Here is a 25,911-nt window from a genome sequence, read left to right on the forward strand (position 1 = left end):
AGCGGCGCACTTTCTCATGTCGCGAAAGCCACTTTCAGGACACCCAGCCCGCCGACCACCCGCCCCCGACGTTGCCGCCCGATTGGCCCTGTTTGAGCGATTTCACTGTTGTGAGCGATAAAGACGGTTATTGAGGGAAGGTCAAATGTGGCGTGCTGCGTACTGAAGGCCCGACCTGCCGGGCTGATCGCGACCCCACTGTCTACAAAGGACATAAAGACACCCCCGCGTGCCCGATTTGGGCGCTTTGCGTGGGGGTCGCGAGTGGCAATGATCGTTCTAACCGTCTTTACCACTCACGACACTTCACGCCGGAGTCGGCCGGCAAGTCAGTCCGGAACCCTGTTGTCCAGGGCGGCGATCTCATCACGAAGTCGGCGAAGACGGCCCGCGTGACAAGGAGTCGATCACGCCACGCTTGCCCTTCCCCTCGATAGAACCACCCTTATCACTCACGACCCGACTTGAAAGCCGTACATATAAGCATCAAGCGGACATCCGGCCGACAAAAGCGTCCTTTGTGGACACTCGGGGAAGGCGGTCGGACGTTCCTGGGCCCTTCGCGAGCGTCGCGGATGTCCGTGAAGGCCTCCTTCCCTACCTTGAGGGTAGGGAAGGAGGCCTTCACGGATCCGCGGGCATAACGGATCGTCCGCAACGACAGCCCGGTGCGTTCGGCCACCTCGCCGATCTGCATCCGCTCGCCCACACCGGTTCCTTCCTCAGCGCACCCACCACCCTCTCACGTAACAGTACTGTCGCCTCTCCCGCCGGATCAGCCGCTCAGGTCCCGGCGGTGATAGCCGAGGACCCCGAGTGCCAACAACGCTCCGGTGATGAGCAGGAGAAGAACGGTCGCGACCCAGTCGGGTGGCACCTCGGGCACGGCGGCCAGGTGGGAGTACGGGGACAAGTACGTGAGCCACTCGGGAGCGTGAGTGCTCTGCAGGATCACGGTGAACAGGAACCCGCCGGCTACGGGAAGCGCCCCCACTGCCGCGACCGCGCGCGGTGCCCAGCCGAGCGCTAGAGCGGCGGCACCGAGCGAGAGCAAGGCGACCGGCGCGGCGTTCCCCGCTCCGGCGAGGGCCGCCGTGACGGACAGCGGTGCATCCACGATGGCCGCACCGCACCAGATCATCGATCCCGCGGCGGCCAGCAGGCCCAGCACACCCAGCCCGGTGACCAGGAGTTCGGTGAGCACGATGCGATGCCGGGAAAGGGACAGAGCCAGCAGCGGGGTCAGCCGCCGATCGGTCTCCGCCGCGGCGAAGGCGGCGATCCGCGTCGCGGCGTAGAGACCGACGGGGATCGTGAGCAGGCTGAACATCGCCGCCGCGAATCCCTCGGCGGTGCCGAGGCCTCCGAACCCCGCGGCCGCCGCCAATTCGGCGAACCGCGGATTCTCCCCCAGGAAGCGCAGAATCGACGCGATGAGCACGCCGACGAGCAGGAAGTAGGCCCCGATCGCCAGCGACCAGGCCGCGATGGGGCGCACCGCGCGCCGGACGGCGAAGCCGGTGACCGAACCCAGCAGCCGTATCCTCGGCCGCCGCCTGCCGCTCGAAGGGTTCAGCACTCCCCGGCCGACGTCCCGGCGCGAGCAGGCGAGCACCGCAGCCGTGGTGAGCAGCACCGGGAGCACGGCGAGGACGAGCAACGGAGTAATCCTGTCGTCCGCGTAGGGCGCGGCCAGAGCGGTCAAGCCGAAGGGCGTGCCCCACGAGGCCCAAGACAGCGCGCCGACCCCGTCAGCGAGCATGCGCAGGAACAAGCCGCCGCCGAGCGCCGCGACAGCGAGCCCGGTGGCGGTGGAGCGGGCGGGCATGAGCTGCGCGGCGAGGACGCCCGCCGCGGCGAAGGTCATGGTCACGCCGAAAAGTCCCGCGGCGTGGATGAGCGCTCCCGCGGGCCGGGTACCGGTGACCAGAAGCGCCAAGGCCACCGCCGCGGCGATCGCGGCCGCCGCGGCACCCAGTACGACCAGAACCCGCCTGACCTGATCGACCGCGCGCAGACGGCCCGCGAGCAGCAGATCAGCGCGGCCGGCATCCTCCTCGCCGCGGGTGAGCCGGGTGGCGGTCAGCAACGCCCACACCCCGGTCAGGATCTGGACGGGTGTGCCCGTGCGCCAGACGGTGAATCCGCCCGGATCGTCCAGTGCGACCGGCGGCCCGAACAGAATCCGGATGGCGGGGTTCTCCGCCAGTGCCCGCAGCGCCGCACCGTTGAGCTCGCCGGCGAAGGTGGCTTGATACTGGCCTGCCACGACGGCCGACATCCCCGCGGCCGCGAGGCCGACGAACAGTGCCCCTCGCCGGGTCCGCCGAGCGAAGTGCCGCGTGACGGCTCCGCCCGCACTCCCCCGTGCCGCGATCTCCCGTTCCGACCGCGGCCTCATCGTTTCCGCTGGTGTCGTGGTCATCGCGCGGTCTCACCGTAGTAGTCGAGGAAGATCTCCTCGAGCGTCGGTTCACGCATCGTGAGCATGGTGACCTCGGCGGCGGCGAGCGCTCGCAAGGCCGGGCCCGGTGGCCCGGACAGGGTGAACCGCAGGCGCCCCTCGTCCAGTCGCTCGATGTCCATCACCCCTGGAACGTCCACAAGAGACGGTTCCGGGCCCCGATGGCCGATCTCTACCGAAGTACGGTGCAGACGGCGCAACTCGGCGATTCCCGAGATCTCCACCAGCCGTCCGGCCCGGAGTATCCCGACCCGGTCACAGACGGCCTCGACCTCGGCGAGCTGATGGGAAGAAAGGAACACCGTCTGCCCCCGCTCTCGCGCCTCGGCCACGCATCGCCGGAAAACCTGTTCCATCAACGGATCGAGTCCGCTGGTCGGCTCGTCCAGCACGAGCAACGGCGCCCGGCGGGCGAAGGCGGCGACCAGAGCAACTTTCCGGCGGTTGCCGGTCGAGTAGGTCTTGGCGGGCTTTCCGAGATCCAACTCGAAGCGGCGCACGAGTTCGGTGCGATAGCCCGGATCGACGCCCGGCCCGACCCTGGCCAGCAATTCGAGGATCTCGCCGCCGGTCAGGTCGGGCCACAACGCGACATCGCCTGGCACGTATCCCAGCAGGCGATGTGCCCGCCGGACATCGGCGGCGGGAACGCCGAACACCGTCGCCGTCCCCGCGGACGGGCGGACCAGGCCGAGCAGCAGCCGGATGGTGGTGGACTTGCCCGCGCCGTTCGGACCGAGGAAGCCGAACACCTCGCCGGGAGGCACGGTCAACGAGAGATCGTCGACGGCGAGCGTGCGGCCGAACCGTTTGGTCAAGCCATCGACGCGGACCGCTGGGGGACGTGACGGTGCGGCGGAAGACATGGGAAGCCTTTCGTGGTCGGCGAATTCCGTTGCCGACCAGACTTCCCGGCGCACCTGCGGGAAATGTACTCCCGCAGGTGCGCGGGCACCAGAGGAGTCGTCAGGCAGTCGTCAGGTTCGGTCCCGCGCGAAACCGGAAGAACGACCGGAGGTCGAGTGCACGGGAGGCATGGATCAACGGCCGAGTCCTCGCAGAGCCGTTTCGATCTCCGCGCCGGTGAGGCGCCGGGGGCTGACGTAGTAGAGCACTGAGCCTGCCGGGAGATCGTCGTCCCACGAAGGGTTGACCACCAGGTCGTCGTCGGTCCGTGCGGCCAGAACCGTGGCACCGAAAGCACGGCCCAGCGCCAGCCGGCATTTCTCGGTGCTCAGCCGCCCCAGCGACTCGGGCAAGACGACCGAGTACGTCCCCGCCCCGCCTGCCGTCATCAGCTCGGAGTAGACCTCGGCGATTCCCGGGGAGGTCAGTTCTTCCGTGACCATCCGCGGTGTGTGCCACTGCACGCACTTGATCCGGGGGTCCACGTAGCGGACCAGCTCGGACTTCTCCATGTCCCGCAACGTCACCACGACATGCGCCGACCGGTTCGCGTGGTCAACGGTCACCGCGACGGCCAAGGCCTCGTTGTCGTCGCCCATGTCGACCAGGATGGTGCCCGCCTGCGCGACGGCGGCCCGAGCGAGCACGTCGGCCGCCGTCGGCTCACCACGGACGAAGTCCACCGGCTGCGACGGCATGGGGTGCACCTGCACTTCGTCGCTCGCGCACAAGACGAGTCCGGTCATGCCGTCGGCGATGAGTTGCGCGACGATGCGCTCGGTGCGGCCTGGTGTATAGCCGATCAGGAGCGTGTGCCCACTCGCCCGCACGGCTTCCATCCCCTGCATCCGCCGTCCCTTCGCCTGTTCGAGCCTGGAAGCGAGCTTGGTGAACACCGTGGTGAGCGTCGCGATCCCGCCGATGATGACATAGGCCCCGACGAAATGCCCCGCGGTCGTCTCCGGCGAAAAGTCGCCGTAGCCGACCGTCGCGGCCGTGACCACGAAGTACCACCAGTAGTTCCCGGGCTGGACGAGTTCACTGCCCGCGGGTTCGGCCAGCACCATCAGCGGCCAGCTGGTCGCGAAGACGAAGATGACCACGACGACAGGAAGCATCCAGCCCTGCTGCAACACCCAGCGGGCCAGCAGCCGCGCCAAGACGAACGACACCCCGCCTCCTCACCGGCCGCGCTCCACCCGACCGCGGATCCCGATACCAGACCACACCGTTCCCATCGGCGCAACGGACGTTACCGGACCGCTACGGCGGATATCACCAGGTGGAAGTATGTGTCTGCAAAGGACTGTCCAAGGGCGACCGGCTGTCGTCGAGCGCGCCGGCCACGGCCGAATGGTCACCGGCCGGAACGGAACCCCCTAGACATCGACCACGGTCGCCACAGATCGGCTGGTTGTCGACCGGAGGTCCGAGACGCGGTCAGGTCCATCCTTTGCCAGGTGGTCAGGACCGGGCGCGGTCATGCTCGGCCTCGGCCGGGTTGCCGCCGGCTCGACCGGCGCCGTGTCGATCCAGGCGGGCGGCAGCGGGTGGATAGACCACGCGGAGCAACGCCCCCGTCATCGCGGTGGTCACCAGGGCCATGACGACCATGAGGGAATAGAGGTTCGCGTCCAGCACGCCGATCTGCACCCCGACGTTCAGCAGGATCAGTTCGGTGAGACCGCGAGTGTTGAGCAGAATGGACATCACGGCCGAATGACGTCGCCGGACGCCGCAGATCCGCGCCCCGACATAGCCGCCGATTCCCTTGCCACCGACGGCGGCGAGCAGGATCAGCCCGAACTCACCAAGCCCGGCTAAGTCCATAGTGGACAGATTGACGCCGATCCCCGCGCTGGCGAAGAAAACCGGGATGAGCAAGGTCTCGGTGCCCCGTTCCACCTTGGGCAGGACGCGCTCGCGCAGGAACGCGGCGCCCCCCTCAGGCATGGCGACGCCGAACATGAACGCGCCGAAGATCAGGTGCAGTCCCATCCAGTCGGTGGCCAGCGAACACGCTGTCGCACCGGCCGCCAGGAACACGAACAGGAGACATCCGGGCAGGATTCCGTCCATGGGGTGCCGTCGCAGCCATCGCTTCGTCAGCGGGCGCACCACCGTGAGAAGTACGACGACCAGTGGCACCACGAGCAGGACCCGCGTGGGATCGGTGCCCGCTCCGGCGATCGCCGCCACCACCGCCAGCAGCGACCAGATCAGGACGTCGTCGAGTGCCGCGCAGGCCAGGGCGAGCCCGCCGATGGGCGTGTCGAGCAGGTGACGGTCGCGGAGGATCCTGGCCAGCACCGGAAACGCGGTGCAGGCGAGCGCGGCCCCCATGAACAGGGTGAACACCAGGCCGCCACCGTCGGCGTGGCGGTCGGCGAGCACCGACGCCAGCAGTACACCGGCGAGGAACGGCACCACGACGGCGCTGATCGAGATGGTCGACATGATGCGGCCGTGCCCGCGCAACAGTCCGCGATCGACGTGCAGGCCGACGAAGACCATGAACACGCAGATGCCCACGTCGGCCAGTACCGTCATCGCCGGGCGCACTTCGAGCGGGAACAGGGCTCTGGTCACCGCTCCGTCGGCCAGAGTGGGACCGAGCAGGATCCCGCCCAAGATCTCCCCGATCACAGGTGGCTGGCCGAGCCGCCGGGCGAGGACGCCGAGCAGCCGCGCCGTCGTCAAGATCGTCACGAGCGCGACGGCCAGCGCCACGAAACCCGGGGCGGTCACCGTTCCCCGCGGGCACCACGAGTGCCGCGCCGTTCCTCACGCACGGGCGCTCCACTGACCGGTCAACGCGAGAATCCGGTCCACCAGCTCGGCGGGCGTCGACCGGTGCGGAAAAAGGGTGAGCTCCGGGTCGGCGGGTGTCTCGTAAGGAGCGTCGATCCCGGTGAATCCGATGATCTCGCGTGCCCGTGCACGGGCATAGAGTCCCTTCGGGTCACGCTGTTCGCACACCCACAGCGGGGTGTCCAGGAAGACTTCGGCGAAGGGCAGCCCGTCGGCCTCGTGCAGCCGCCGGGCGCGGTCCCGGTCGGCCTGGTAGGGGCTGATCAGGGAGACGATGGCGACCAGGCCGGCGTCGGCGAACAGCCGTGCGACCTCGGCGACCCGGCGCACGTTCTCGGCCCGGTCGGCGGCGCCGAACCCGAGATCCCCGGTGAGACCGTGGCGCAGGTTGTCTCCGTCGAGGCGATAGGCGGCCTGGCCCCGGGTGACGAGCCGTCGTTCCAGCTCGGCGGCGACGGTGGACTTCCCGGAGGCGGACAGGCCGGTCAGCCACACGGTTCCCCCGGTGCCCGCCCGGTCCTCCCGGCTCACCGTCGAGGGATGCCACCGGATGTCCGTCGTGCTGCCGACGCCCTCCTGGATCATCCCGGCGGCGACGGTGTTGCCGGTGCTCTCGTCGACGAGGATGAAGCTGCCCGTGTCGCGATTGCTCCGGTAGGCGTCGAAGTCCAACGGCTTCCGTGTCCGGATGGCGACCCGGCCGATGTCGTTGAGCACGAGGCCGGTCGCGGTGGTGTCGTGGTCCAGCGTGTCGATGTCCAGCCGGTAGTCCACCTCCCTCACCTCGGCACGGACCGAGCGGGTCGTATGCCGCAGCCGGTAGCGCGACCCCGGGGTCAGTTCGCCGTCGTCGGTCAGCCAGCAGACCAGTGCGTCGAGATCGTGTCCGGTCGCAGGCCGGTCGCACGGCCCGCACAGCAGATCACCGCGGCCGACGTCCAGTTCGTCGGACAGGCGCACGGCGACGGCATGCGGCGGGAAGGCGGTGGCCAGCTCGGTCCCGCCCGGACCGTGAAGGCTCTCGACGGTGGTGCTCAAGCCGGAGGGCTGGACGACGATCTCGTCACCGGGACGCAGGACTCCCCCGGCCATGGTCCCGGTGTAGCTGCGGCGGCCGTCGGCGTCCCGGATCACGTACTGCACGGGAAGACGCACATCGGCCAGGTTGCGGTCGGAGGCGATGTGCACCTCCTCCAGGTGCTGGAGCAGCGGCACGCCCTCGTACCACGGCATCTCCGTACCGCGGTGGACGACGTTGTCCCCGCGCAGGGCGGAGACGGGGATGACGGTCAGGTCTGGGATTTCGAGCCGCTCGGCCATGCGCAGGAACTCGTCGCGGACCTCCTCGAAGCGTTTCCGGGACCAATCGACGAGGTCCATCTTGTTCACGCACAGCACCAGATGACCGACGCCGAGCAGACCGGCGATCAGCGCGTGCCGCCGGGATTGCGCGAGGACACCGTGTCGCGCGTCGACCAGGGTCAGCGCCAGGTCCGCCGTCGAGGTACCGGTCACCATGTTGCGGGTGTACTGCACGTGTCCCGGCGTATCCGCGATGATGAACTTGCGCTTGTCCGTGACGAAGTACCGGTAGGCGACGTCGATCGTGATCCCCTGTTCGCGTTCCGCGCGCAGGCCGTCGGTGAGCGCGGCGAGGTCCGGTCCGGTGTCCGTTCCGATCGCGGCGAGCTGGTCCTCCAAGACCGCCTTCGAGTCCAGGAGAAGCCTTCCGATCAAGGTGGACTTCCCGTCGTCGACGCTGCCCGCGGTGGCGATTCTCAACAAGGGAGCCATCAGAAATACCCCTCCCGTTTGCGGTCCTCCATGCCTGCCGCCGATATCCGGTCGTCCGCGCGGGTGGCACCGCGTTCGGTCACGGTGCTGGCCGCCACTTCGGCGACGACTTCCGCGGGGGTCGCGGCCACCGACTCGACGCATCCGGTGCAGGTCGCGTCGCCGATGGTGCGGAACCGGACGGACGCCTCGAACGGCTCCTCGCCCGGTAGGGGACGCACGAATTCGTTGTGTGCCATCAACATCCCGTCGCGTTCGAGCACGCTGCGCCGGTGTGCGTAGTACAGGCCGGGCAGTGCGATCCGCTGCTGGTCGATGTACTGCCAGATGTCGAGTTCGGTCCAGTTGGACAGCGGGAATATCCGGATGTGCTCCCCCGGACCGTGCTGCCCGTTGTACTGGCGCCACAGTTCCGGGCGCTGCGCACGCGGATCCCATTGTCCGTATCGGTCCCGGACGCTGAACACCCGTTCTTTCGCGCGGGACTTCTCCTCGTCCCTGCGCGCTCCACCGAACACCGCGTCGAAGCGGTGCTCGGTGATCGAGCGAAGCAGCGTGACCGTCTGCAAACGATTCCTGCTCGCTCGCGGCCCGGTTTCCTCCACGGCCCGGCCGGCGTCGATGTCGTCCTGCACTCGCGCGACCAGAAGGCGCACTCCGAACCGTTCGACCGTCCGGTCGCGGAAAGCGAGGACCTCGGCGAAGTTGTGGCCGGTGTCCACGTGCAGCACCGGGAACGGGACCGGCCCCGGCCAGAAGGCGCGTGCGGCGAGGTGCAGCAGTACCACCGAGTCTTTGCCGCCGGAGAACAACAGCACCGGCCGCTCGAGTGTCGCCACCACCTCCCGGAGGATGTGCACGGACTCGGATTCGAGGTACTGCAGGTAAGTCAGCTCATGGGTTTCGGACGTCACGGGATGACCCTCCGGTGCTCGCTCGATCGCGTCGGCGCGGTGACTTCACCGACGCCGTCAGGTACGGGGCAGCAGCGCACCACCGTTGACGTGCACGATCTGTCCGGTGATGAACCCCGCTTCGGGAGCGGCGAGGTGGCAGACCGTCGCGGCGACCTCGCCGGGGCTCGCCCCGCGGTTCATCGGTGACTGCCGCGCACGGCCGTCGTGGAATTCCTGGGACATGCGCTCGCCGTAGAATTCCGTGTCCGTCACGTACCCCGGGGCGACGACGTTGACGGTGACCTGGTCGCGGGCCAGCCGGACGGCGAGCTCGGTCGACCACGGGTACAGCGCGGCCTTCGCCCCGCCGTAAGTGGCCGGCCCCCGCTCCGCCGCGACCGACCCCACCGTGACGATCCTGCCGCCGGGCCTGCGCAGCAAAGGAAGAAGTGCCTGGGTGAGCAGGACGGCGGGAAGCACGTTGGCGCGCAGGTTCGAGTGCCAGGCTTCGGGCAGTGCGTCCAGTTCCTGCACCCGTTGTGGATCGACGTTGCCACCGGCGTTGTTCACCAGGACGTCGACGACGCGGCCGCCGACCGCGGCCAGCACCGCGCGCGCTCCCCCGGGCTCGCTCAGGTCGGCCGTCACCGGGACGACGTGCGGCCCCAGCTGCTCCGCGACGGCCGCGAGCCTGTCCGCGCGACGCCCGACGATGACGACCTCGCCGATGCCGCGGTGCTCGCCGATCCGCGCGGCGACGGCACGGCCGATCCCGGTCGCGGCGCCGGAGACGACCGCGACGCCGCCCTTCGCCGCGGCCGTCACGAGATGACGGCCCGCGCGCGTTCCACGACCCGCATCGTCAGCTCGGGTGACTCCCCGAGGTAACTCACCGGCTCGAACAGACGCTCCTGTTCGGCGTCGGTGAACCGCTCGGTGATCGCCGGATCCTCGGCCGCGAGTTTCCGGACAGGGATGCCGTCGGTCTGGGCCCGCTGGGTGAGCTTGTAGACGTATTCGTGCGCCTGCTGTTTGCCGATGTGCTCACCGAGGGCGAACATGAGCCGTTCCGACATCACCTGGCCGGTCACCGTCTCCACGTTGGCGCCGAGCCGGTCGGGGTGCACGATCAGCCCGGTGACGACCTCGGTCGCGATCTCCACCGCGGCGAGGCAGTAGTGCGACACGTCCGGGACGCACGCCCACTCCAGTCGCAGCGAGCGCGCGTCGCGCTCGTGGTCGCCCACCATCGCGGTCAGCGCGAGCCCCGACTGCGCCGCGGCGAGCCTGGCCAGGACCACGATCTGTTCACATCGCTCCGGATTGCGCTTGTGCGGCATGGTGCTGCTGCCCACCTTGCCGTCGCGCCATGCTTCCTCGACCTCACCGAACTCCGGACGGGACAACGTGCGGATCTCGTCGGCGATCCTGGCCAGCGTGCCGGTGATCATCGCCAGCGTGCTGACGAATTCGGTCACGCGGTCGCGGGCGACGTGCCACCCGAGTTCGGGGACGACGAGCCCCAGCCGCTCGGCGAACCGTTCCAGCGTCGCCCGGCCGTGTCCGCCGAAGCTCGCCATCGTCCCGGCGCCGCCGAACAGTTGCGCGGTCGGGGTGTGCGCACGGAGGTGGACGAGCCGGTCACGCTGACGGAGCAGTTCGTCGAGCCAGCCCGCCACCTTGAGCCCGAAGGACATCGGCAGGGCGGGCTGCGCGTGCGTGCGGGCGAGCCCGATCGTCCTGGCGTGCAGTTCGGCCGTGTGGGTCAGGCTGCGGATGATCCGGTCGAGCGCGGGCGCCAGGGTGTCGAGTACGTCGCGGACTTCCAACGACTGACCGGTGTCCTGGATGTCCTGGGTCGTAGCGCCGTAATGGATGAACTGTCCCGCGGTGTCCCCGCATGCGGTCTCCAGCGCACGGAGCAGGCCGATGAGCGAGTGCCCGGAGCGTGCGGTCTCGACCCGGACCTGGTCGAGGTCGATGTGATCGAGGTCGGCGACGGCGGCGATCCGCTCGGCGACGTCCGCCGGAATCACCCCGAGCTCTGCCTGGCTCAACGCCAGCGCCGCCTCGATGTCGAGCCAGCGTTGTTTGCGGCAGACATCGCAGAAGATCCCCCTGCTGGCCGCGGTGGCGTATCGGTCACCGTAGAACTGCGAGTCCGTGATGTGACCGCGTTCGTGACGACAGTCTTCTGACATGGCAAACCTCCGGTTCAGCGAGCGGTGGGCACGAAGTCCCGCAGATAAGGACAGCCGCCGTACGGCAGCGCGTCCGGGTCGGCGGTGCCTGTTGCGGCCAGCCGCAACGCGGCTTCGCGGGAACCGACCTTCCCGCGGCGCGATTCCTCGGTTATGTCGGCGAGGAGATCGCTCATCAGACGGGCGAGCGCGTCGAGTACCTGTCTCGGAGCCGGACACTCGCGCGGACCGAACAGTGCTTCCATCGACGCGGACCCGCCGATTCCGCCGATGAAGTCCGGGATGACCACCACGCCCCGCCGCTCCAGGTTCCGCTCGACGCGTTCGGTGAGCCCGCAGTTCGCGCCGACCGTCACCGCCGGGACGGCGACACGCGCGGCCTGCGCGTGGCTCATGGCGTCCGCCGGGCCGGCGAGGATGAGCAGGTCGGCGGGAACGGTGAACAACTCGGCAGGGCGGCCGCCAGACGGCATCGCGGGAACGGGGGTTCCGGCGGGACGGCCGAGCATGGCGGGAACGTCGAGACCGGCGGGCGTGGCGACGGTGCCGTGTTCGTCGCCGATCGCCACCACGCGGGCGCCGTACTCGTACAGGGCACAGGCGGCGCCGCGGGCGAGATTCCCGAAGCCCTGCAACGCCACGGTGAGCGGCCCGGTGCACCGGGCCGCCTTGGCCGCGCCGATACCGGCGTAGGCCAGGGCGTGTCCCGCCCGGCGCGCGGAAACAGGGAGCCCGTCGACAGGCGCTTCGAGCACCGCCATCCGATGCGCGAACTGGTCGGCATCGAGCCGCTGGGCGGTCTTGATCGCGTACTTGATCGACGACAGGCCGACCGCCGCCGCGTGCCGGTTGAGCTCCACCCACCCGGTCCCCATATCCGGCCCCATGCTGTAGCGAGTGGCCAGCTCGTCACGGAGGAACGCGAAGAACCGCCTGAGTATCGCGTCCTTGTCCGGCGAGGACGGGTCGAGGTCGAGCCCGCATTTGGCTCCGGCGACGTTGAGGCCGAGCACTCGTTGCTTGACTGCCATCCGTTCGGCGAGCGTGCTCAGCGTCCGCGCGTCGATCCCGGCCCGCACCCGGCATCCGCCCGCCGCGAGTCTCCGCCGGGCCCCGCGGTATGCGAGGTAGCCCTTGGTGCCGTGGACGGGGTCCACGAACTCGATCACGTTCTTCGTCACAGTGCGCTCCCTGTCCGCGGGTGATCCGGCGCGAGCGCGCTCGCGACGTCGGCGGCGGTGAGGATCGCCGCCGGGACACCGTCCCTCAGCACCACGCACGCGCCGTGTTCGGCGATGAAGGCCGCCGTGGTGTCGAGTTCCTGCCCCCAGCCGACCCGGGGCAGGGAGGTGACGACGACGTGGTCGGCGACCGGGGCGTCCCATCGGGCGCGCCCGGACGCGATGCGCACCGCGATGTCGTGTTCGGCGACGAATCCCGCGATCTCCGGGAGCCGCACCGGCGCGGCGGCGGAACTGACCGCCAGATAACCGATGCGGGTGTCCCGCATGCGTTGCCAAGCGGACGCGAGGCTCTCCTCCGGGGCTATCACGGGCAGGCCGGGCCCGAGGACCGCGGCGGCCACCGGCACCCCCTCGGCGGGGGCGGTGAACCCGTGCACGGCCAGCCAGTCCTCGTCGAAGATCGTGTTCAGGTACCCACGGCCCGAATCGGGGATCAGGACGACGATGACCGCGTCGGGACCCGAACGCTCGGCGACCCGTAACGCCGCGGCGACGGCCATTCCGCCCGAGCCGCCGGTGAGGATCCCCTCCTCCCTGGCGAGGCGCCGGGTCAGCGCGATGGCCTCCGCGTCGCCGACGGTGACGATCTCGTCCGGGACGTCCGGGTCGAAGGCCGCCGGGAGACTCGGCTGGCCGACGCCTTCCAGGTAGTACGGGCGCAACTCGTCGCCGTTGTACACCGAACCGTCCGGGTCGACGCCGACGACACGGACCGTGCCACCGGACACCTCGTGCAGATAGCGGCCGGTCCCGGTGACCGTGCCGCCGGTTCCGAGCCCGGCCACGAAATGCGTGACCCGCCCCGTCGTCTGCTCCCAGATCTCCGGTCCGGTCACGGTGTAGTGGGCCTCGGGGTTGGCGGGGTTGTTGTACTGATCGACGCAGTAGGCGCCGGGGGTCTCCGCGGCCAGCCGGGCGGCCACGTTCCGGTAGAACCGGGGGTCGGTCATGGACACGGTCGCCGGGCAGACCACCACCTCGGCCCCGTAAGCCCGCAGCGCGGCGATCTTGTTGTGCGAGACCTTGTCCGGGCAGGTGAACACGCACCGGTAGCCCCGCTGCGCGGCGACCATGGCCAGCCCGATCCCGGTGTTGCCGGACGTGGGCTCGACGATGGTCCCACCGGGACGCAGCAGGCCGTCTCGTTCGGCCGCCGTGATCATGCCGACCGCGATCCGGTCCTTGGCCGAGCCCCCGGGATTGAACTGCTCCAGTTTGGCCAGCACCAGCGCGCCGGAACGGGCGGCGACCGTTCTCAGCCGTACCAGGGGCGTCGATCCGATCAGGTCGAGCATCGAGTCGTGGAATCGCATGGCTGCCTTCTCCGAGGGTGCGGGTTGACGTCGGCTCGGGGAACGGGTCATCGCGGAACGGCCGCCGGGGTGAGGTACTCGCGACTGGTGCGCACCGCGACGAGCGACGGTCCGGGATGTTCGAGCGCCTTGGCCAGGCAGGTGCGTACCTCGGCGGGAGTGTCGGCGGAAAGCCCGAGCGCGCCGTGTGCCTGGGCGAGCAGCCGGAAGTCGGGATTGGCCAGGTCCGTGGCGATCTCCCGGTCCGGGTAACGCCGCCGCTGGTGCAGCCGGATGGTGCCGAGCGACGCGTTGTCCGACACGACGAACACCACCGGGAGACGACGTTCGCAGATGGTGGCGAGCTCTGCGCCGTTCATGCCGAACCCGCCGTCGCCGATGATCACGACGGTGGGCACCGCAGGGTCCCGCGCGGCCACCGCCAGTGCTGCGCCGGGTCCGAAACCCATGGCGCTGGAATCGATGCCCACCAGCCTGCCGTTGCCGGCGAACCGCAGGTATCGGTACGTCCAGCCGGTGAAGGTGCCGGAATCGACGACGACCGTGACGGCGCCCCCGGTCAGCTCGTCGAGCGCCGCGGCGATGTCCCCGGCCGTGACCACCTCCGGGTCCGACGGCGGATTCCAGCGGGCTCTCTCCTCCTCGATCCGGTGCAGCCGCAGGCACCATTCGTCGCGGCGCGGGCGCTGGACGTCGGTGTCGGCGAACTGCGCGAGGAAGTCCACCGGATCCATCGCGAACCCGGCGGTGACTTGGTGGTATCTGCCGATCCGGGCGGCGTCCGGATGGACGTGGACCAGTGGCTGGCCGGGCTCGGGGCCGCGGGGGAACCGCAGCTGCCTGGTCGTCGTCTGGCCGAGCCGGGTCCCGATCGCGAGGACGAGGTCGGCGCGGTCGAACTCGGCTAGTTGCCCGGGTCCGGTGGCGTTGTGCAGATGACCGGCGTAGCAGGCATGCCGGTTGTCCAGCAGATGCTGGTTCTTGTTGCTGGTGAGCACCGCGACCTCGTGCCGCTCGGCGAACTCGCGGAGCAGGGTACGCCCCCGCGGAGTGTCCAATGTGGATCCGGCCAGGAGCAGCGGACGCCGAGCCGAGCCGAGCATGCCGCGTACCGTGTCGAGCTCACGACCGTCGGCCACCACACGGCCGAGCACGCCCCGTGTCGCGGGGCCGTCCGCACCGTCCCTGTCGAACACGTCCTCCGGTACGAATACCACGACCGGCCCCGGCGTCCCCGATTCCGCGACCCGGAACGCCCGCCGCACGGTCTCCCCGGTCGACGAGGGATCGTGCAGAGTCCACACAGCTTTCGCGCGGTCGCCGAGAGGACGACCGGACTGGAACGTCTCGCGATCGAGATCCGGCAGGGGAACGTCCCCGACGAAGAGCACGAGCGGGGTGGCGTCCTCGGCGGCGGCATGTACCGCGATCGCCGCGTTGGCGGCGCCCGGGGCGCGACTGACCAGGCACACCCCGGCGCGGCGGGTGAGCTTGGCGTCCGCCAGCGCCGCGAACCCGGCCGAGCCCTCGTGACGGCAGCCCACCACGTCGATCTCGGCACAGTCGTACAGCGCGTCCAGCAACGGGAGGTAGCTCTCCCCGGCCACGCAGAAGACACGGTCCACGTCGTGGGCGCGGAGGCTGCGCAGCATGGTGTCGGCGACGGTCGTGACAGCGGGCATCAGACGGTTTCCATGGCGGCAGGCGGCAGGTACTCCGCCGTCACCTTGTCCGGTGGATAGATGATCGCCGACTCGTCGAACCCCTGGTCGCGCTTCTGATACTGCAGCAACACCAGTTCCGGACAGCAGTGGTGCCAATGGGCGGGCCCGCGCTCGTAGCGGATCGGCCCTCGCCAAGTCGGGAACTCCATCGCCTCCAGCGCGTCGATGAGGTCTTCCCGCTCGGCGGACCGTGCCGCACGACTCGCGGCCGCGATGATGGTGACGTCGGTGAAATGGGTCAACGCGGTGTCGGGCGGGAAGTCCCCGTACCGCTCCCGGTACCGTTCGGTGAACCAACGTCCGATGTCGGTCATCCCCGGCCACGACGGGCGGTACTGCATCGCGGGCCACATCGTGCCGACCCCACTGTCCCCTGTGGAGCGCCAGAAGTCTTTGGACCGCAAGGGATAACTGAAAGGGACCATCAACGGCGTACCGGGCAGAAGGCCTGCTTCCGCCGCTGCGCCGAAGATCTGGTAGTTGGTCCGGATGACACCGCCATTGATCAGCAGGTCCGGTCCGTAGTCCCGGATTCTACCGAGCAGGGCGGGGAAGTCCGTCGTGCCGTCCTGTTCGAAGTCGAACCGGCAGAACTCCATGTCGTGTTCGGTGCTGCCATAGCTTTCCAGACTGTTACCCGTGTGCAGACCGAACGCGGTGTCCGCGCACACCATCCCCACTTTGCGGATGCCCAGCTCCGCCGCGAAGTCCAGCATCAGCGGCACCCGGTCCTCCACACTGAAGTAGGACCGGAAGACGTTGCGCCGCTTCTGCGCCGTGATCTCGCTGTATCCGTTCTCGACGAAGATCGGCACGTCGTACTTCGTGGCGATGTCGACCACCCAGGGCGTGGTCCGCAGGTGCCACTGCCCCATCGCGGCCACGACCTCGTCCACCAGTGCGAGCTTGGCCATCTGGCCTGCCGCGGAACGGAACATGCCTTCCGTCCGGGCGGTCGCCTGGTCGTCGTAGAGGACCAGTTCGATCTGCCGGTTGTCACGCGCGCCACCGTGCTCGCGCACGTACTCCACCCCGAGACAGGCGCCGCGAGTGACCAGTTCCCCGGCCGTCGCGTCTCCCGGCTCGCTCAGTGGTGTGATGATGCCGATCCGCAGCGGATCCGTACCCGCGTCCTTGTTCACATCACGCACGAGCGCTTGTGCACGTTCCAGGTGAGTAGGCTCCGGCACCCTGTTGCTCCCCTTCTGTCAGGCTTCCTTCGGGACGGCGAATTCCTCGATGTAGCCAGAGAATCGTCCGGCCAAGGCACCGGCCGACAGCCCGAACCGTTCCGCGCGGTAGGAGTGCCCGCCGGAAGTGCGGTTCGCGGCCAGATAGCGGTCCATGCGCGCACGCACGTCCTTGGTGAGCGGAAGATCCGCGGCCTCGCAGATACGGGTGACGACCTTCATGGGATCGCCGATCAGATCCGCGTAGCGCACATCCAGCAACGGCTGCCGGAACGGCCCGTCCTCCCGGCGAAGACCGTCCAGGACGGGCGCGACCCGGTTCAGCCAGTAGTCCCCGATCTCACGGTCGTCCACGTCCGCGGAGCTGGCCCCACGCACGGCGGACGTCAGGCTGCAGACACTCGCCACCGCCACCGCCGGGGACCGGTGCAGGCGGATGACCAGCGCGTCCGGGTACACCTTGGCGAGGTCGTCCAGATACCACAGGTGAGACGGCCCTTTCAGGAGAATCCGGTCGCCGGGCACGCGGTCCAGCAGGACCGACAGCTGGGTGCGGTGATACCGGTACACCGGGACCATCGACCGGCCGTCCAGCCATTCCGAGTACCGGGGAACGTGGTATCTCAGCGCGAAAATCGGGTCGTGGAAAGTGTTGGCCGTCAACCGATGACACTCTTCGGGCAGCCCGGCACGCAACGGATGGATGCGCTCGAACTCCGGCGCCAGCCGGTGGTACTCCGCGACGTAGGCCTCGCACTGCGCGATCAGGTCATCCGGCGGATCGCGCCGGGCGGGCGCCATCATTTCCCACAGTGCCGGCGCACGAAGCAGAGGGTGTTGCGCGAGCAAGTGCTGCAGGAAGGTGGTTCCCGTACGCAGGAGCCCGGTGATGACGACCGGCCGGATCCGTCTCCGTTCCAGCTCCGGTTTCTCCGCGACCCGGCGAGCCGTCTCGATACGTTCGACGAGCGAGCGCACAAGTGACTTCCTCGCTCTACTGTGTCCCGCGGGACTCAGTCGTCCTTCTTCATCGAGCGAACGCACGAGCTGTTCCAGCGCCGTCGAATGCGGGAGTTCGGCTTCGTCATCACCGGAGACACGCCGCGCGGAATTCGCCAGACCCACTGGATCCAATGATTCCCGCTTGACCGAGACGTCCTGGTTCGACTTCACGCGACCTCCCCGCTCACGGTACGAAGAAATGACGACAGCGTTCACCGGTGCGACTGTGGCAATTCAGTCGACTATGCTGTTTCGGCCGACTGAAGAGGGTTCATCGGCGCACGACAGGCACTCGCTCCACAGTGAAGGCATGAACGAATCACGCCTTCCATTCCCGTGTCATCCGGAACCCCCAGAAGATCCATTGCCTGCGAGTGTAGCAGACAACGGTGCTATTTCGTGAAATTCTGACGCCATCACACCTTGAGCCGAACGAACAAGATCAATATGATGATTTCGCAGTCACTACGTCCGATCACCATTGATTCTATTGCGCTCAACGCAGGCTTGCCATTCCGCAGGGCGCCATGATCGCAATGAGTCATAATCACACCCTCGACGCATTGGCAAAAAGGTGAACACGGCAAAGCGGGAGCCGGCGACGAACACACTCGGCGATCGGATTTATTTCAGCCGCTCGCACGCAATGTCGATGACGGGAGTCCACCATGACGAGCCACTCGCCACATTAAGAGCAAGCGACAGAAAGATGCCCGAGCCAAAGCTTTTGCCGTAACGGCGAGAACATCAGAGCGACAGCTCTGAACTCATCTTCCGCGCAACTCGAGCGCGACCGCGCCCAGCACCAAAGAGCCGCCGACGAAAGCGCCGATCCACAGCGGTTCATCAAGCACGGTCGCACCGATCGCGGCGCCGACAAGCGGCGTGATGTAGGCATAGGTACTCACCAGCGGCGCCGGTGCGCTCTCCAGCAGGCGCGTGTAAAGCATGAAGCCGACAAGCGAATCGAAAACGAGGAGGAAGACCGCCGCACCTGCCGACGTCCAGCTGATATCCGCCCAGCGACCCGGATCGAGCTGACCGAGTGCCAGCGCGACCAGCAACAACACCGTTCCACCGGCCAGCAATTGAACCGCACTCGCGACGACTCGATCGAGCGGACGCTCGACATTGGCCGTCAGAAGACTTCCCGCCGCCCACAGGATCGGTGCGACACAGAACGCCGCCACCGCCCAGGGAGCGCCGCCGATGGCACTGCCCGGTGCCGTCAGCACGACGATCACGATCCCACCGAAGCCTGCCACGAGGCGGATCCAGGACGCGATTGTCGACCGGACCCCGGTCAAACCGCTGAGAAGCACCACCCACAGCGGGATCGCCGCGGCGAGGATCGCACCGAGGCTGGCGGTCACCGCGGTCAGCGCCACGGTGGCGAGCCCCTGCCCGCCCACCAGCAACAGCACCCCGGCGATTGTCAGCGTCCGCACTTGCCGGCGCGTGGGCCGCGGACGCTTGCGTGCCACACCGGCGAGCACGATCCCGGCCAGCAGGAAGACCAGCGCCGCTCCGCCGACCGGCGGGATCGTGTCGACCATCAGCTTCATCGCCGGGATCGCCGAACCCCAGCACACGTAGAGCGCGAGCAGCAGAAGCACGGTGCGATCGGAAGGCACTGCCGCCCTCCGATCGCCGCCCGGACGCCGGGTCGTTCTGCCGGTGATCATCGTGGGATCCTCGTACTCTCTCGATCCGCATCGCCCGCTCGCGCGAGCGACGTCAGGTCATCTCCACCAGCAAGAGGGCGTATTTCACGGACGGTTCCTCGTAGGATTCCATGATACGCATTCCCACCGCATCCAGCAGTTCGTCGAGTTCGTCCTCCTTGAACTTGTGCGAAGTGTCGACGGTGACACGCTCGTCCGCCTTGATCACACCGCGCAGATTCAACTCGGAAAGAGTGAACGTGACGTCCACCTTCGGCCATATCTGCGCTTCCATACGGCAGGCGTCCGTGTTGTAGTTCAGCCTGCTCTGGAAGACGGACGGGTCGAAGTCGCCACCGAAAAGCCGGTTCAAGCAGGCCAGCCTGTTGGTCAGGAAGTGGTGCCACAGGTCGTGACCGGGAGGGTCGTTGTACGCGGTTTCGAGAGCCGGACGCGACTTGTCGAAATCGACGCCGACCATCAGGACGTCGCCGCGGCTGCCTGCCGACCTTATTCCGGTCAGCAGTTCGTGCCGCTTCTGTTCACTCATATTGCCCAGCGAACTGCCCATGAACATGAACAACCGAGATGCTTCAGGCCGCTGCTCCACGACCTTCAAGCCACTGTGGTAGTCGCCGGCCACCGGCCAGACCTCGAGGCCGTCGATGGAACCGGCGAGCCGGGCGGACGTCCTCATCAACATTTCTTCCGAAACGTCGATCGGCACGTACCTCAGCGACTCGGACGGCATGGAAGACATTCGGCGCAGCAGCAATTCGGATTTCGTGGCGGTACCACAACCCAGTTCGACTATCTCGTCTCGTTTCACGAGACCGCAGATCGAGTCGATGTTGCCCGCCAGCAACTCCCACTCGGTGCGATACGGGTAGTAGGTTTCCAGATCACAGATCCGCGCGTACAGGTCGGAGCCTCGCTCGTCATACCCGTACACGGTGGGGATCACGCGCGGAGCTTCCGAAAGGCCCGCTATCAGCTCCTGAATCTCGCTCGTGGCATCGTCGACGCGCACGTCGATCAGATCGTTCACCGCACCCATTCCGCCATCCAATACGTAGATTTTCAAGAACGGACAAGCTTTGTCGATCTCACCGGAGAGCAGCACGGGCCGGCGCCGTCGAACGCCGCATGCCCGCGTCAGCGGGCCGAAGCCAGGCCCGCGGCAGCTATATGCGCGTTTTCGATCGCTTGCCTTCCCGCCACCGAGGCGGCTCGCGCCTGCTCGACCCAAAGCTGCATCGTGGCCAGGGCTTGTGCGGGCTCTCCCGCAAAGGGACCGTCGGCCACTTCGAGCGCGTCCGCCCCGGCTCGTCGCTCCAGTTCCCGGACAAGGACTTCGAGCATTCCGTCGATGGCGCCGAGCGTGTGCCCCAGAAGCCCCAGTTCCTCGACGAGCATCGCCGTGGCGACCCCGTTCGCCGGCATAGCCGCAGCCCGGCGCGTCGCCGTGCGGGCCACCCTGAGCAAATCCCCGTGGTTGCACTGATCCAGAGACTCGGTGCGAAACGGCATAGTCACGGCTCGACCTGTCGCTTCACGGAGCAAGAGCTCTGAAATCGGCAGGTACCCGACCTGTTCACCTCCCCACGACAGTATACTGCCATCGGCGACAACATGCTGTCAACGCGAAGACAAGGTGATGTGACGGTGAGCGGAGCAGTGGAGGCGTACCGGCTGCTGATCGCCGACGTGTACGAACTGGCCGGGCTGAGCCGCAGGATCGGTGAGCGTGAGGCCGTCGGCGAAGGAACCACCGTCGCGCGCTGGCACGTCCTGAGCGTGGTGTCGGAGACACCGTCCGCCGTGCCGGAAATCGCGCGTCGGCTCGGACAGGTACGCCAGGGTGTGCAGCGCGTTGTCGACGACCTCGTCGAGTCGGGACACCTGACTCGGCATCCGAACCCGGGTAACCCCCGGTCGCCCAAGGTCGGCGTCACGCCGGCAGGTCACGCCCTGCTCGAGAAACTCTGGGAAGTCAGCGAACGCTCACGTCAGCGGGTCACCTCGACTGCCGACCTCGACGAGCACACGCTCCAGGAGACGCGCAGCGTCCTGCGCCGGTTGACGCTTTCCCTGAAGGAACTCGAAAGCCTCCAGAACGATGGCCGGACCACCGGACCGTCGTGAGGCATGCCCATACGTTCCGGATGACCAGCGTGACCACGCGTCTGGTGCTCGAACATGTCACCAGCCGCTGGGGCACACTCCTTCTGATCGCACTGCTGGATCGCCCGTACCGCTTCAACGAGCTGCGACGGCAGATCGGCAAGGTCAGCGAGAAAATGCTCGCCCAGACACTCCAAACGCTGGAACGTGACGGACTGGTTCACCGCGACGCCAAGCCGGTGATCCCGCCCAGGACGGACTACTCCCTCACCGAACTCGGCAAGGAAGCCGCGGACCAGGTGAACGGCCTCGCTCACTGGACGGAGCGGCGGAGGACGGCCGTGCAGAAGGCGCGAGCGGATTACGACGCCGCGAAAGCGCGGCTCGGCTGAGCACGTCGCGGCGATTCGTCGAAGCCGTCCGCGTTCGGGCCTGCCGCCGCTAGGGTACGTGCATGGCGGAGTTACCGGTCGGCTCAGTCTTGGTCCGCACTTGGTTCGGTGACGACAGTGCCTGGGATTCTCTGGTCCACGAGGTACGGACACCCAGCGATGAGGAATTCCAGGCGAGTGTCGCAGTGGTGAACGATCCAGCTTTCGCGGGTTTGAGCGCCGAAGCGTTGAAGGCAAAGCAGACGGCTGGAACGATCGTTTCGTTCCTCGCGGACAAGACGACCCTCACGAACGCCGAACATCCCATCCTTGCCGTCTGGGTTCTTCCGCTCCGGGGCGTTGATCATCAGCCGTTCCGGGTGGTGTCCGCCGAGCTGCCGAGCGTGGAGAACAACATCAACCTGGGAAACATGGACTGGGAGGACTTCACGGGTTCGGTGAGCGCCGACGGTGTGTTCCGTGGATTCTGACACCGAGGTGGCGATCACCCGTGTCGACGACTCCGTGTTCGAGGGCACGGGAACCGGGTCGAGCGAGTGCTACACCTGGGTCATCCAGTTCATCCGTCTCGACTGGCGAGGACTGCTGGACCAGCTGAAATCCCTGCCCTGACCCGATCCGTACTCCGTCCAGGTCCTCGTCCCGGGCGATCATCGGAGCAGCACCCCAACGGCCGTCCCGAGCGCGAGGCTCCGCCGGTCGAACGGGGTCGTCATGACCCGGTACCGGCGACCTCCGCCGTGCGGACGGTGAGCGGAGTGCCTTGCATACACGTTGTCGGCGTTCCGGGCCGGAGCGAGCCCCGCACGACGGCCTCCACGCCCGGCTTCAGCTCGGGCACCGGACGCACCAGGAGATACTCGCGGTCAGGTGCGGCGAGTACCAGGCACCCGGGTTCCACGCCGTTTCGCACGGTGCCTCGTACGGTCACTTCCGTTCCCGAAGGCGCAGGCGCTGTGGGTGTTGCCGACACTCCGCCGGGCGGCACCGGAGAGGGCCGGTCCGAAGGCGCACATCCGGTGGCCACGGCCAAGACCACGGCCATCGCCACCACACCGATACGCATTTTTCCTCCTCTGGAAGAGATCGCGGACTCCGCGGGATCAGAGTCCGGTCGTCGCACACCGTCGAGGGGAAGTCGAGGTGTCGTTGCACCGCCCAGATGTCGTCGTGGCGCTCCGGAGGCAGGATCCCGTGCCGGATCGCCCACTGCCACCCATCCGATGGGCACGACCGTGTCGGCGGCGAGCACCGTGTTCGCGTGCACCACGGCGTTGTCGCGCACTTCGACGTGCCCGCCCAAGCGCGCCCCGGGGAAAACCGCGCAACCGGTGGCCGGGAAACAACCGTCGTCGCCGATCCGCGCCGGATACGCGGCCCGTCCCCGCACGAGGGCGTTCTCCCTCACCACCCAGCGCCTGCCGACGCGGACCTCACCGTCCTCCGCCGTGAGCACGGCCCCGAAGAGCACTCTCGCGTCCGCCCCGACCCGCACATTCCCGCACAGCACCGCGGTCGGCGCCACGTAGGCGCTCTGATGGGCCTCCGGGCGACGCCCTCGATGTTCGTACAGCGGCATCGTCGCCTCTTCCTGGTCGCACTTCGAACGTGACGCGTACCCGGCCAGGGCGAGCGGGAAACACGGCCGTCACCCGGATCGGCGGTTTGTCCGCCGAGGTGCCGGGTAGCCGACAAGTTCGGAGAACCGACGCGGAGGTGAACGAGCATGACGATCCGGACCACCACACGCCAGACCGCGCAGGACCCCGCACGGACACAGGAAGGGGCCGTCGGATCCACCGGCTCCTCCGAGGTCTCGATCGGGCTTGTCCTGCTGGCGGGTGTGTACTTGATCTTGTCACCCTGGGTGATCGAGTTCACCGGCACCTTCGGCATGGCCGCGACCAACATGATCAGCGGTATCGTGCTGGCGCTCTTCGCCGCCGGATGCGCCCGCTCCGTCGGCCTGCGCACCGTGGCCTGGGTGATTCCGGTCCTCGGCGTCTGGGTGATCGCCTCGCCATGGGTGATTTCCCGGGGCCGTGGCCTGGTGCCGCTCGACTATCCGGGTATGCCGGAACTGAACACGGCGACCTGGCTGAGCAACGTGATCGCCGGCGTGACCGTGCTGGTCGCCGGAATCGCGCTCGCGCTGTCGGCGCGGCGACGCCCGACCCACCGGTGACGACGGCAAGCACGCATATCCGAAAGCGGATCGGGTACCCCGGAGCCATGGCCTCCGCTGATTCGAATCGGAAAGGGACAGGAAGGAAGCCATCATGGGCCGGCTCGTCCGCGATCTCATGACCACCGCCCCGGTCGCCCTGCCCGCCGACACACCGGTCCGCCGGGCGGCGCAAGCGATGCGCGACAAGGACATCGGCGACGTCCTCGTCCTCGACGGAGACCGGCTCGCCGGGATCGTCACCGACCGCGACATCGTCATCCGTGCCGTCGCCGGCCAGGACGACCTCGCCGATTGCCGCCTCCGGGACGTATGCAGCTCACAGGTCGTCACCGTCTCCCCCGACGAGGACGCCGACACCGCCATCGCCCGGATGGCCGGCAACGCGGTGAGACGCATCCCCGTCGTCGACAACGGCCGCCCGGTCGGCGTGTTGTCCCTCGGCGACGCCGCAATGGAATACGACCCGAACTCCGTGCTCAGCGAAATCAGCGCCGCCGAAGGCAACCGATGAGACCCGGCTTCGCCGAGTCAGCCCGTTCACCGCCCCGGGCTTCCCGCGTCCGCGACGCGGTTCGTCCTGTCTCGCGAACCGCGGAGTACCTGGTGCCCGCTCACACCGCCTGCACGCCTGCGCACAGGCCGCCGTACACGCCTCGAGGGTGTAGCGGATGGTGGCGTACACCGTGTGCCGGGACAATAGACGTCCGGTGGTGTCGCGGAGATCGGCACAGTCGAGAGTGCACCGGACGCACCGGTTCCTCGCCCGGCTCGCGGGGCAGTTGATCCGGTGCGGGCGGCGCGGCCTGCTCGATCTCGGACATCGGCGCTCCTTCCGGCGATTCGCAGGCACTGGTCTTCAGGTGCCCCTGGCCGCTGAGGGCGGTCTGACGTCTCAGTGGCGGCCGCGGAGTCGATACGCCACCGCGAAACCCAAGGCGACCCCACCGAAAACGTCGGTCGGCCAATGAACATGCGTCCTGACCCGGCCGTAGCAGACCACGAACGCGAGCGGAGCGACGGCCACGCCTGCCTTCGGCGAGCGAAGGGCGACCGCGGTGGTGAACGCGGCAGCCGTCACCGCGTGCTTCGACGGGAACGAGGACGAAGTCGGCCGTTCCGGCAGGGATTCGCGGGCGGGCAGGCGACGCGTGGCGGGACGAGGACGGCGGATCAGCGCGCTGAGCAGATGCCCGCTCAACATGCCCGCACCGGCGGCCACCAGCCCGCATACCCCGGCCCGGCGGGAAGATCCCCGGCGCACCGCGAGCAATCCCGCGACGACGAACCACAGCAGGCCCCCTCGCGCCGCGGTCGTCGTCGCGACCACGACCGGATGCGCCCGCGAGGTCGGCAGGCCATGGTCGTCCAGTTTCCGTAGCGCTTCTTCACCTACCGGCCACATCGGTTGTGGACACCTCCTGCCGATGACTTACCCCGAATGGGCGAAGATCATTCGGGGTAAGTCCTAAGGCAGAGACGCCCGTTTGCTGTCGAGATCGGCGAGCAGGTCACCGTATTCGACGGCGCGGTCGCGCACGTCGTCCGCGGTGAACACCAGCTGTGTCGCGCGGCGGCAGGCGCGGACCTCGTCCCAGTTCACCGGGGTCGAGTCGGTGGGACGGTCGCGGCCGCGCAGCGAGTACGGCGCCACCGTGGTCTTGGCGGGGTTGTTCTGGGACCGGTCGATGAACACCCGCCCGGCCCGCTGGGCTTTGGCCATCACGGCGGTCACCCGGTCCGATGTCTCGCGGGCCAGGCGCTGGGCGAGTTTCTTGGCGTAGGCCGACGGGGGGCCGCGGGGTCGTCTGTGGTGATGGCGCAGTAGAGCTGCATGCCTTTCGAACCAGATGTCTTCGCCAGCGGGGAAAGTCCGTCTTCGGCCAGTGCGTCGTGCAGTCGTTCGGCGACGCGACAGCAGTGCACGATCGAGGTTCCCGGACCGGGGTCGAGATCGAACACCAGCCGGTCCGGCGGACGGCGGCCGAGCGCCGCGCCGTT

General features: G+C 68.1%; 24 protein-coding genes and 1 pseudogene. 7 read left to right on the forward strand and 18 right to left on the reverse strand.

Annotation, left to right across the window (positions count from 1 at the left end):
- Positions 1–775: 775 nt before the first annotated feature.
- From AC0685_RS26645 to AC0685_RS26720, 16 genes are all read right to left on the reverse strand, one after another.
- Positions 776–2,425, reverse strand: a complete 1,650-nt coding sequence (locus AC0685_RS26645) for a polyketide antibiotic transporter (RefSeq protein ID WP_478228006.1) — start codon at positions 2,423–2,425, stop codon at positions 776–778.
- Positions 2,422–3,330: an ABC transporter ATP-binding protein gene (locus AC0685_RS26650; protein ID WP_478228007.1), complete on the reverse strand. Its 909-nt coding sequence runs from the start codon at positions 3,328–3,330 to the stop codon at positions 2,422–2,424. The genes AC0685_RS26645 and AC0685_RS26650 overlap by 4 nt, the downstream gene beginning before the upstream one ends.
- Before the next feature lie 174 nt (positions 3,331–3,504).
- Positions 3,505–4,542, reverse strand: a complete 1,038-nt coding sequence (locus tag AC0685_RS26655; protein ID WP_478228008.1) for an ion channel — start codon at positions 4,540–4,542, stop codon at positions 3,505–3,507.
- 292 nt (positions 4,543–4,834) lie between these two features.
- Positions 4,835–6,118 (reverse strand): cation:proton antiporter, encoded by a 1,284-nt coding sequence (locus AC0685_RS26660; RefSeq protein ID WP_478228009.1) that lies wholly within the window; start codon positions 6,116–6,118, stop codon positions 4,835–4,837.
- Between the two features lie 36 nt (positions 6,119–6,154).
- Entirely contained in the window at positions 6,155–7,975 is a 1,821-nt protein-coding gene (cysC, locus tag AC0685_RS26665) for an adenylyl-sulfate kinase (protein WP_478228010.1), read from the reverse strand.
- Positions 7,975–8,889 (reverse strand): sulfate adenylyltransferase subunit CysD, encoded by a 915-nt coding sequence (cysD, locus tag AC0685_RS26670; RefSeq protein WP_478228011.1) that lies wholly within the window; start codon positions 8,887–8,889, stop codon positions 7,975–7,977. The genes cysC and cysD overlap by 1 nt, the downstream gene beginning before the upstream one ends.
- Before the next feature lie 57 nt (positions 8,890–8,946).
- Positions 8,947–9,696, reverse strand: coding sequence for an SDR family NAD(P)-dependent oxidoreductase (locus AC0685_RS26675; RefSeq protein ID WP_478228012.1), 750 nt, complete (start codon positions 9,694–9,696; stop codon positions 8,947–8,949).
- On the reverse strand, positions 9,693–11,072 hold the full coding sequence (locus AC0685_RS26680; RefSeq protein WP_478228013.1) for a class-II fumarase/aspartase family protein: 1,380 nt from the start codon (positions 11,070–11,072) through the stop codon (positions 9,693–9,695). The genes AC0685_RS26675 and AC0685_RS26680 overlap by 4 nt, the downstream gene beginning before the upstream one ends.
- A 14-nt stretch (positions 11,073–11,086) precedes the next feature.
- Positions 11,087–12,253 carry a Glu/Leu/Phe/Val dehydrogenase dimerization domain-containing protein gene (locus AC0685_RS26685; protein ID WP_478228014.1) on the reverse strand — a complete coding sequence of 389 codons (1,167 nt, stop codon included), beginning with the start codon at positions 12,251–12,253 and terminating at the stop codon, positions 11,087–11,089.
- Entirely contained in the window at positions 12,250–13,629 is a 1,380-nt protein-coding gene (locus tag AC0685_RS26690) for a pyridoxal-phosphate dependent enzyme (RefSeq protein ID WP_478228015.1), read from the reverse strand. Before AC0685_RS26690 ends, AC0685_RS26685 begins: the two co-directional genes overlap by 4 nt.
- A 47-nt stretch (positions 13,630–13,676) precedes the next feature.
- On the reverse strand, positions 13,677–15,311 hold the full coding sequence (locus tag AC0685_RS26695) for a thiamine pyrophosphate-binding protein (protein WP_478228016.1): 1,635 nt from the start codon (positions 15,309–15,311) through the stop codon (positions 13,677–13,679).
- Positions 15,311–16,504 carry an ABC transporter substrate-binding protein gene (locus AC0685_RS26700; RefSeq protein ID WP_478228017.1) on the reverse strand — a complete coding sequence of 398 codons (1,194 nt, stop codon included), beginning with the start codon at positions 16,502–16,504 and terminating at the stop codon, positions 15,311–15,313. The genes AC0685_RS26695 and AC0685_RS26700 overlap by 1 nt, the downstream gene beginning before the upstream one ends.
- Before the next feature lie 57 nt (positions 16,505–16,561).
- Positions 16,562–17,716 (reverse strand): sulfotransferase family protein, encoded by a 1,155-nt coding sequence (locus AC0685_RS26705; protein WP_478228018.1) that lies wholly within the window; start codon positions 17,714–17,716, stop codon positions 16,562–16,564.
- 596 nt (positions 17,717–18,312) lie between these two features.
- Positions 18,313–19,230, reverse strand: coding sequence for an EamA family transporter (locus AC0685_RS26710; protein ID WP_478228019.1), 918 nt, complete (start codon positions 19,228–19,230; stop codon positions 18,313–18,315).
- Positions 19,231–19,282: 52 nt separating this feature from the next.
- Positions 19,283–20,332, reverse strand: coding sequence for an L-histidine N(alpha)-methyltransferase (locus tag AC0685_RS26715; protein ID WP_478228020.1), 1,050 nt, complete (start codon positions 20,330–20,332; stop codon positions 19,283–19,285).
- Positions 20,333–20,364: 32 nt separating this feature from the next.
- The gene (locus tag AC0685_RS26720; protein WP_478228021.1) at positions 20,365–20,652 is read right to left on the reverse strand and encodes a hypothetical protein; all 288 of its coding nucleotides are present in this window, start codon (positions 20,650–20,652) and stop codon (positions 20,365–20,367) included.
- A 222-nt stretch (positions 20,653–20,874) separates the two neighbouring features.
- On the opposite strand from AC0685_RS26720, the gene AC0685_RS26725 reads away from it, so the two are divergent.
- The 7 genes from AC0685_RS26725 to AC0685_RS26755 all read left to right on the forward strand — a co-directional run bounded on the left by AC0685_RS26725 (position 20,875) and on the right by AC0685_RS26755 (position 24,424).
- Entirely contained in the window at positions 20,875–21,354 is a 480-nt protein-coding gene (locus AC0685_RS26725; protein WP_478228022.1) for a MarR family winged helix-turn-helix transcriptional regulator, read from the forward strand.
- Between the two features lie 29 nt (positions 21,355–21,383).
- Positions 21,384–21,725, forward strand: a complete 342-nt coding sequence (locus AC0685_RS26730) for a winged helix-turn-helix transcriptional regulator (protein ID WP_478228023.1) — start codon at positions 21,384–21,386, stop codon at positions 21,723–21,725.
- A gap of 62 nt (positions 21,726–21,787) precedes the next feature.
- The gene (locus tag AC0685_RS26735; protein ID WP_478228024.1) at positions 21,788–22,195 is read left to right on the forward strand and encodes a DUF6924 domain-containing protein; all 408 of its coding nucleotides are present in this window, start codon (positions 21,788–21,790) and stop codon (positions 22,193–22,195) included.
- Entirely contained in the window at positions 22,185–22,337 is a 153-nt protein-coding gene (locus AC0685_RS26740) for a hypothetical protein (RefSeq protein WP_478228025.1), read from the forward strand. Before AC0685_RS26735 ends, AC0685_RS26740 begins: the two co-directional genes overlap by 11 nt.
- Before the next feature lie 611 nt (positions 22,338–22,948).
- Positions 22,949–23,254, forward strand: coding sequence for a hypothetical protein (locus AC0685_RS26745; RefSeq protein ID WP_478228026.1), 306 nt, complete (start codon positions 22,949–22,951; stop codon positions 23,252–23,254).
- 197 nt (positions 23,255–23,451) lie between these two features.
- On the forward strand, positions 23,452–23,910 hold the full coding sequence (locus AC0685_RS26750) for an SPW repeat protein (protein WP_478228027.1): 459 nt from the start codon (positions 23,452–23,454) through the stop codon (positions 23,908–23,910).
- Between the two features lie 94 nt (positions 23,911–24,004).
- Positions 24,005–24,424, forward strand: a complete 420-nt coding sequence (locus AC0685_RS26755) for a CBS domain-containing protein (RefSeq protein ID WP_478228028.1) — start codon at positions 24,005–24,007, stop codon at positions 24,422–24,424.
- A 381-nt stretch (positions 24,425–24,805) separates the two neighbouring features.
- Here AC0685_RS26755 and AC0685_RS26760 read toward each other — a convergent pair whose 3' ends face one another.
- Positions 24,806–25,315, reverse strand: a complete 510-nt coding sequence (locus AC0685_RS26760) for a phosphatase PAP2 family protein (RefSeq protein WP_478228029.1) — start codon at positions 25,313–25,315, stop codon at positions 24,806–24,808.
- Between the two features lie 63 nt (positions 25,316–25,378).
- A pseudogene (gene ligD / locus AC0685_RS26765) lies at positions 25,379–25,893 on the reverse strand (non-homologous end-joining DNA ligase LigD); the annotation flags it as partial.
- Positions 25,894–25,911 lie beyond the last annotated feature (18 nt).

The organism is Amycolatopsis sp. NPDC043889, assembly GCF_056435645.1.

Coding starts and splice junctions, on each gene's coding strand:
- AC0685_RS26690 (WP_478228015.1), bottom strand. CDS start 13,629: ATGCGATTCCACGACTCGATGCTCGACCTGATCGGATCGACGCCCCTG.
- AC0685_RS26695 (WP_478228016.1), bottom strand. CDS start 15,311: ATGCCCGCTGTCACGACCGTCGCCGACACCATGCTGCGCAGCCTCCGC.
- AC0685_RS26735 (WP_478228024.1), top strand. CDS start 21,788: ATGGCGGAGTTACCGGTCGGCTCAGTCTTGGTCCGCACTTGGTTCGGT.
- AC0685_RS26710 (WP_478228019.1), bottom strand. CDS start 19,230: ATGATCACCGGCAGAACGACCCGGCGTCCGGGCGGCGATCGGAGGGCG.
- AC0685_RS26645 (WP_478228006.1), bottom strand. CDS start 2,425: ATGACCACGACACCAGCGGAAACGATGAGGCCGCGGTCGGAACGGGAG.
- AC0685_RS26755 (WP_478228028.1), top strand. CDS start 24,005: ATGGGCCGGCTCGTCCGCGATCTCATGACCACCGCCCCGGTCGCCCTG.
- cysC (WP_478228010.1), bottom strand. CDS start 7,975: ATGGCTCCCTTGTTGAGAATCGCCACCGCGGGCAGCGTCGACGACGGG.
- AC0685_RS26745 (WP_478228026.1), top strand. CDS start 22,949: ATGGGCACGACCGTGTCGGCGGCGAGCACCGTGTTCGCGTGCACCACG.
- AC0685_RS26760 (WP_478228029.1), bottom strand. CDS start 25,315: ATGTGGCCGGTAGGTGAAGAAGCGCTACGGAAACTGGACGACCATGGC.
- AC0685_RS26650 (WP_478228007.1), bottom strand. CDS start 3,330: ATGTCTTCCGCCGCACCGTCACGTCCCCCAGCGGTCCGCGTCGATGGC.
- AC0685_RS26680 (WP_478228013.1), bottom strand. CDS start 11,072: ATGTCAGAAGACTGTCGTCACGAACGCGGTCACATCACGGACTCGCAG.
- AC0685_RS26750 (WP_478228027.1), top strand. CDS start 23,452: ATGACGATCCGGACCACCACACGCCAGACCGCGCAGGACCCCGCACGG.
- AC0685_RS26720 (WP_478228021.1), bottom strand. CDS start 20,652: ATGCCGGCGAACGGGGTCGCCACGGCGATGCTCGTCGAGGAACTGGGG.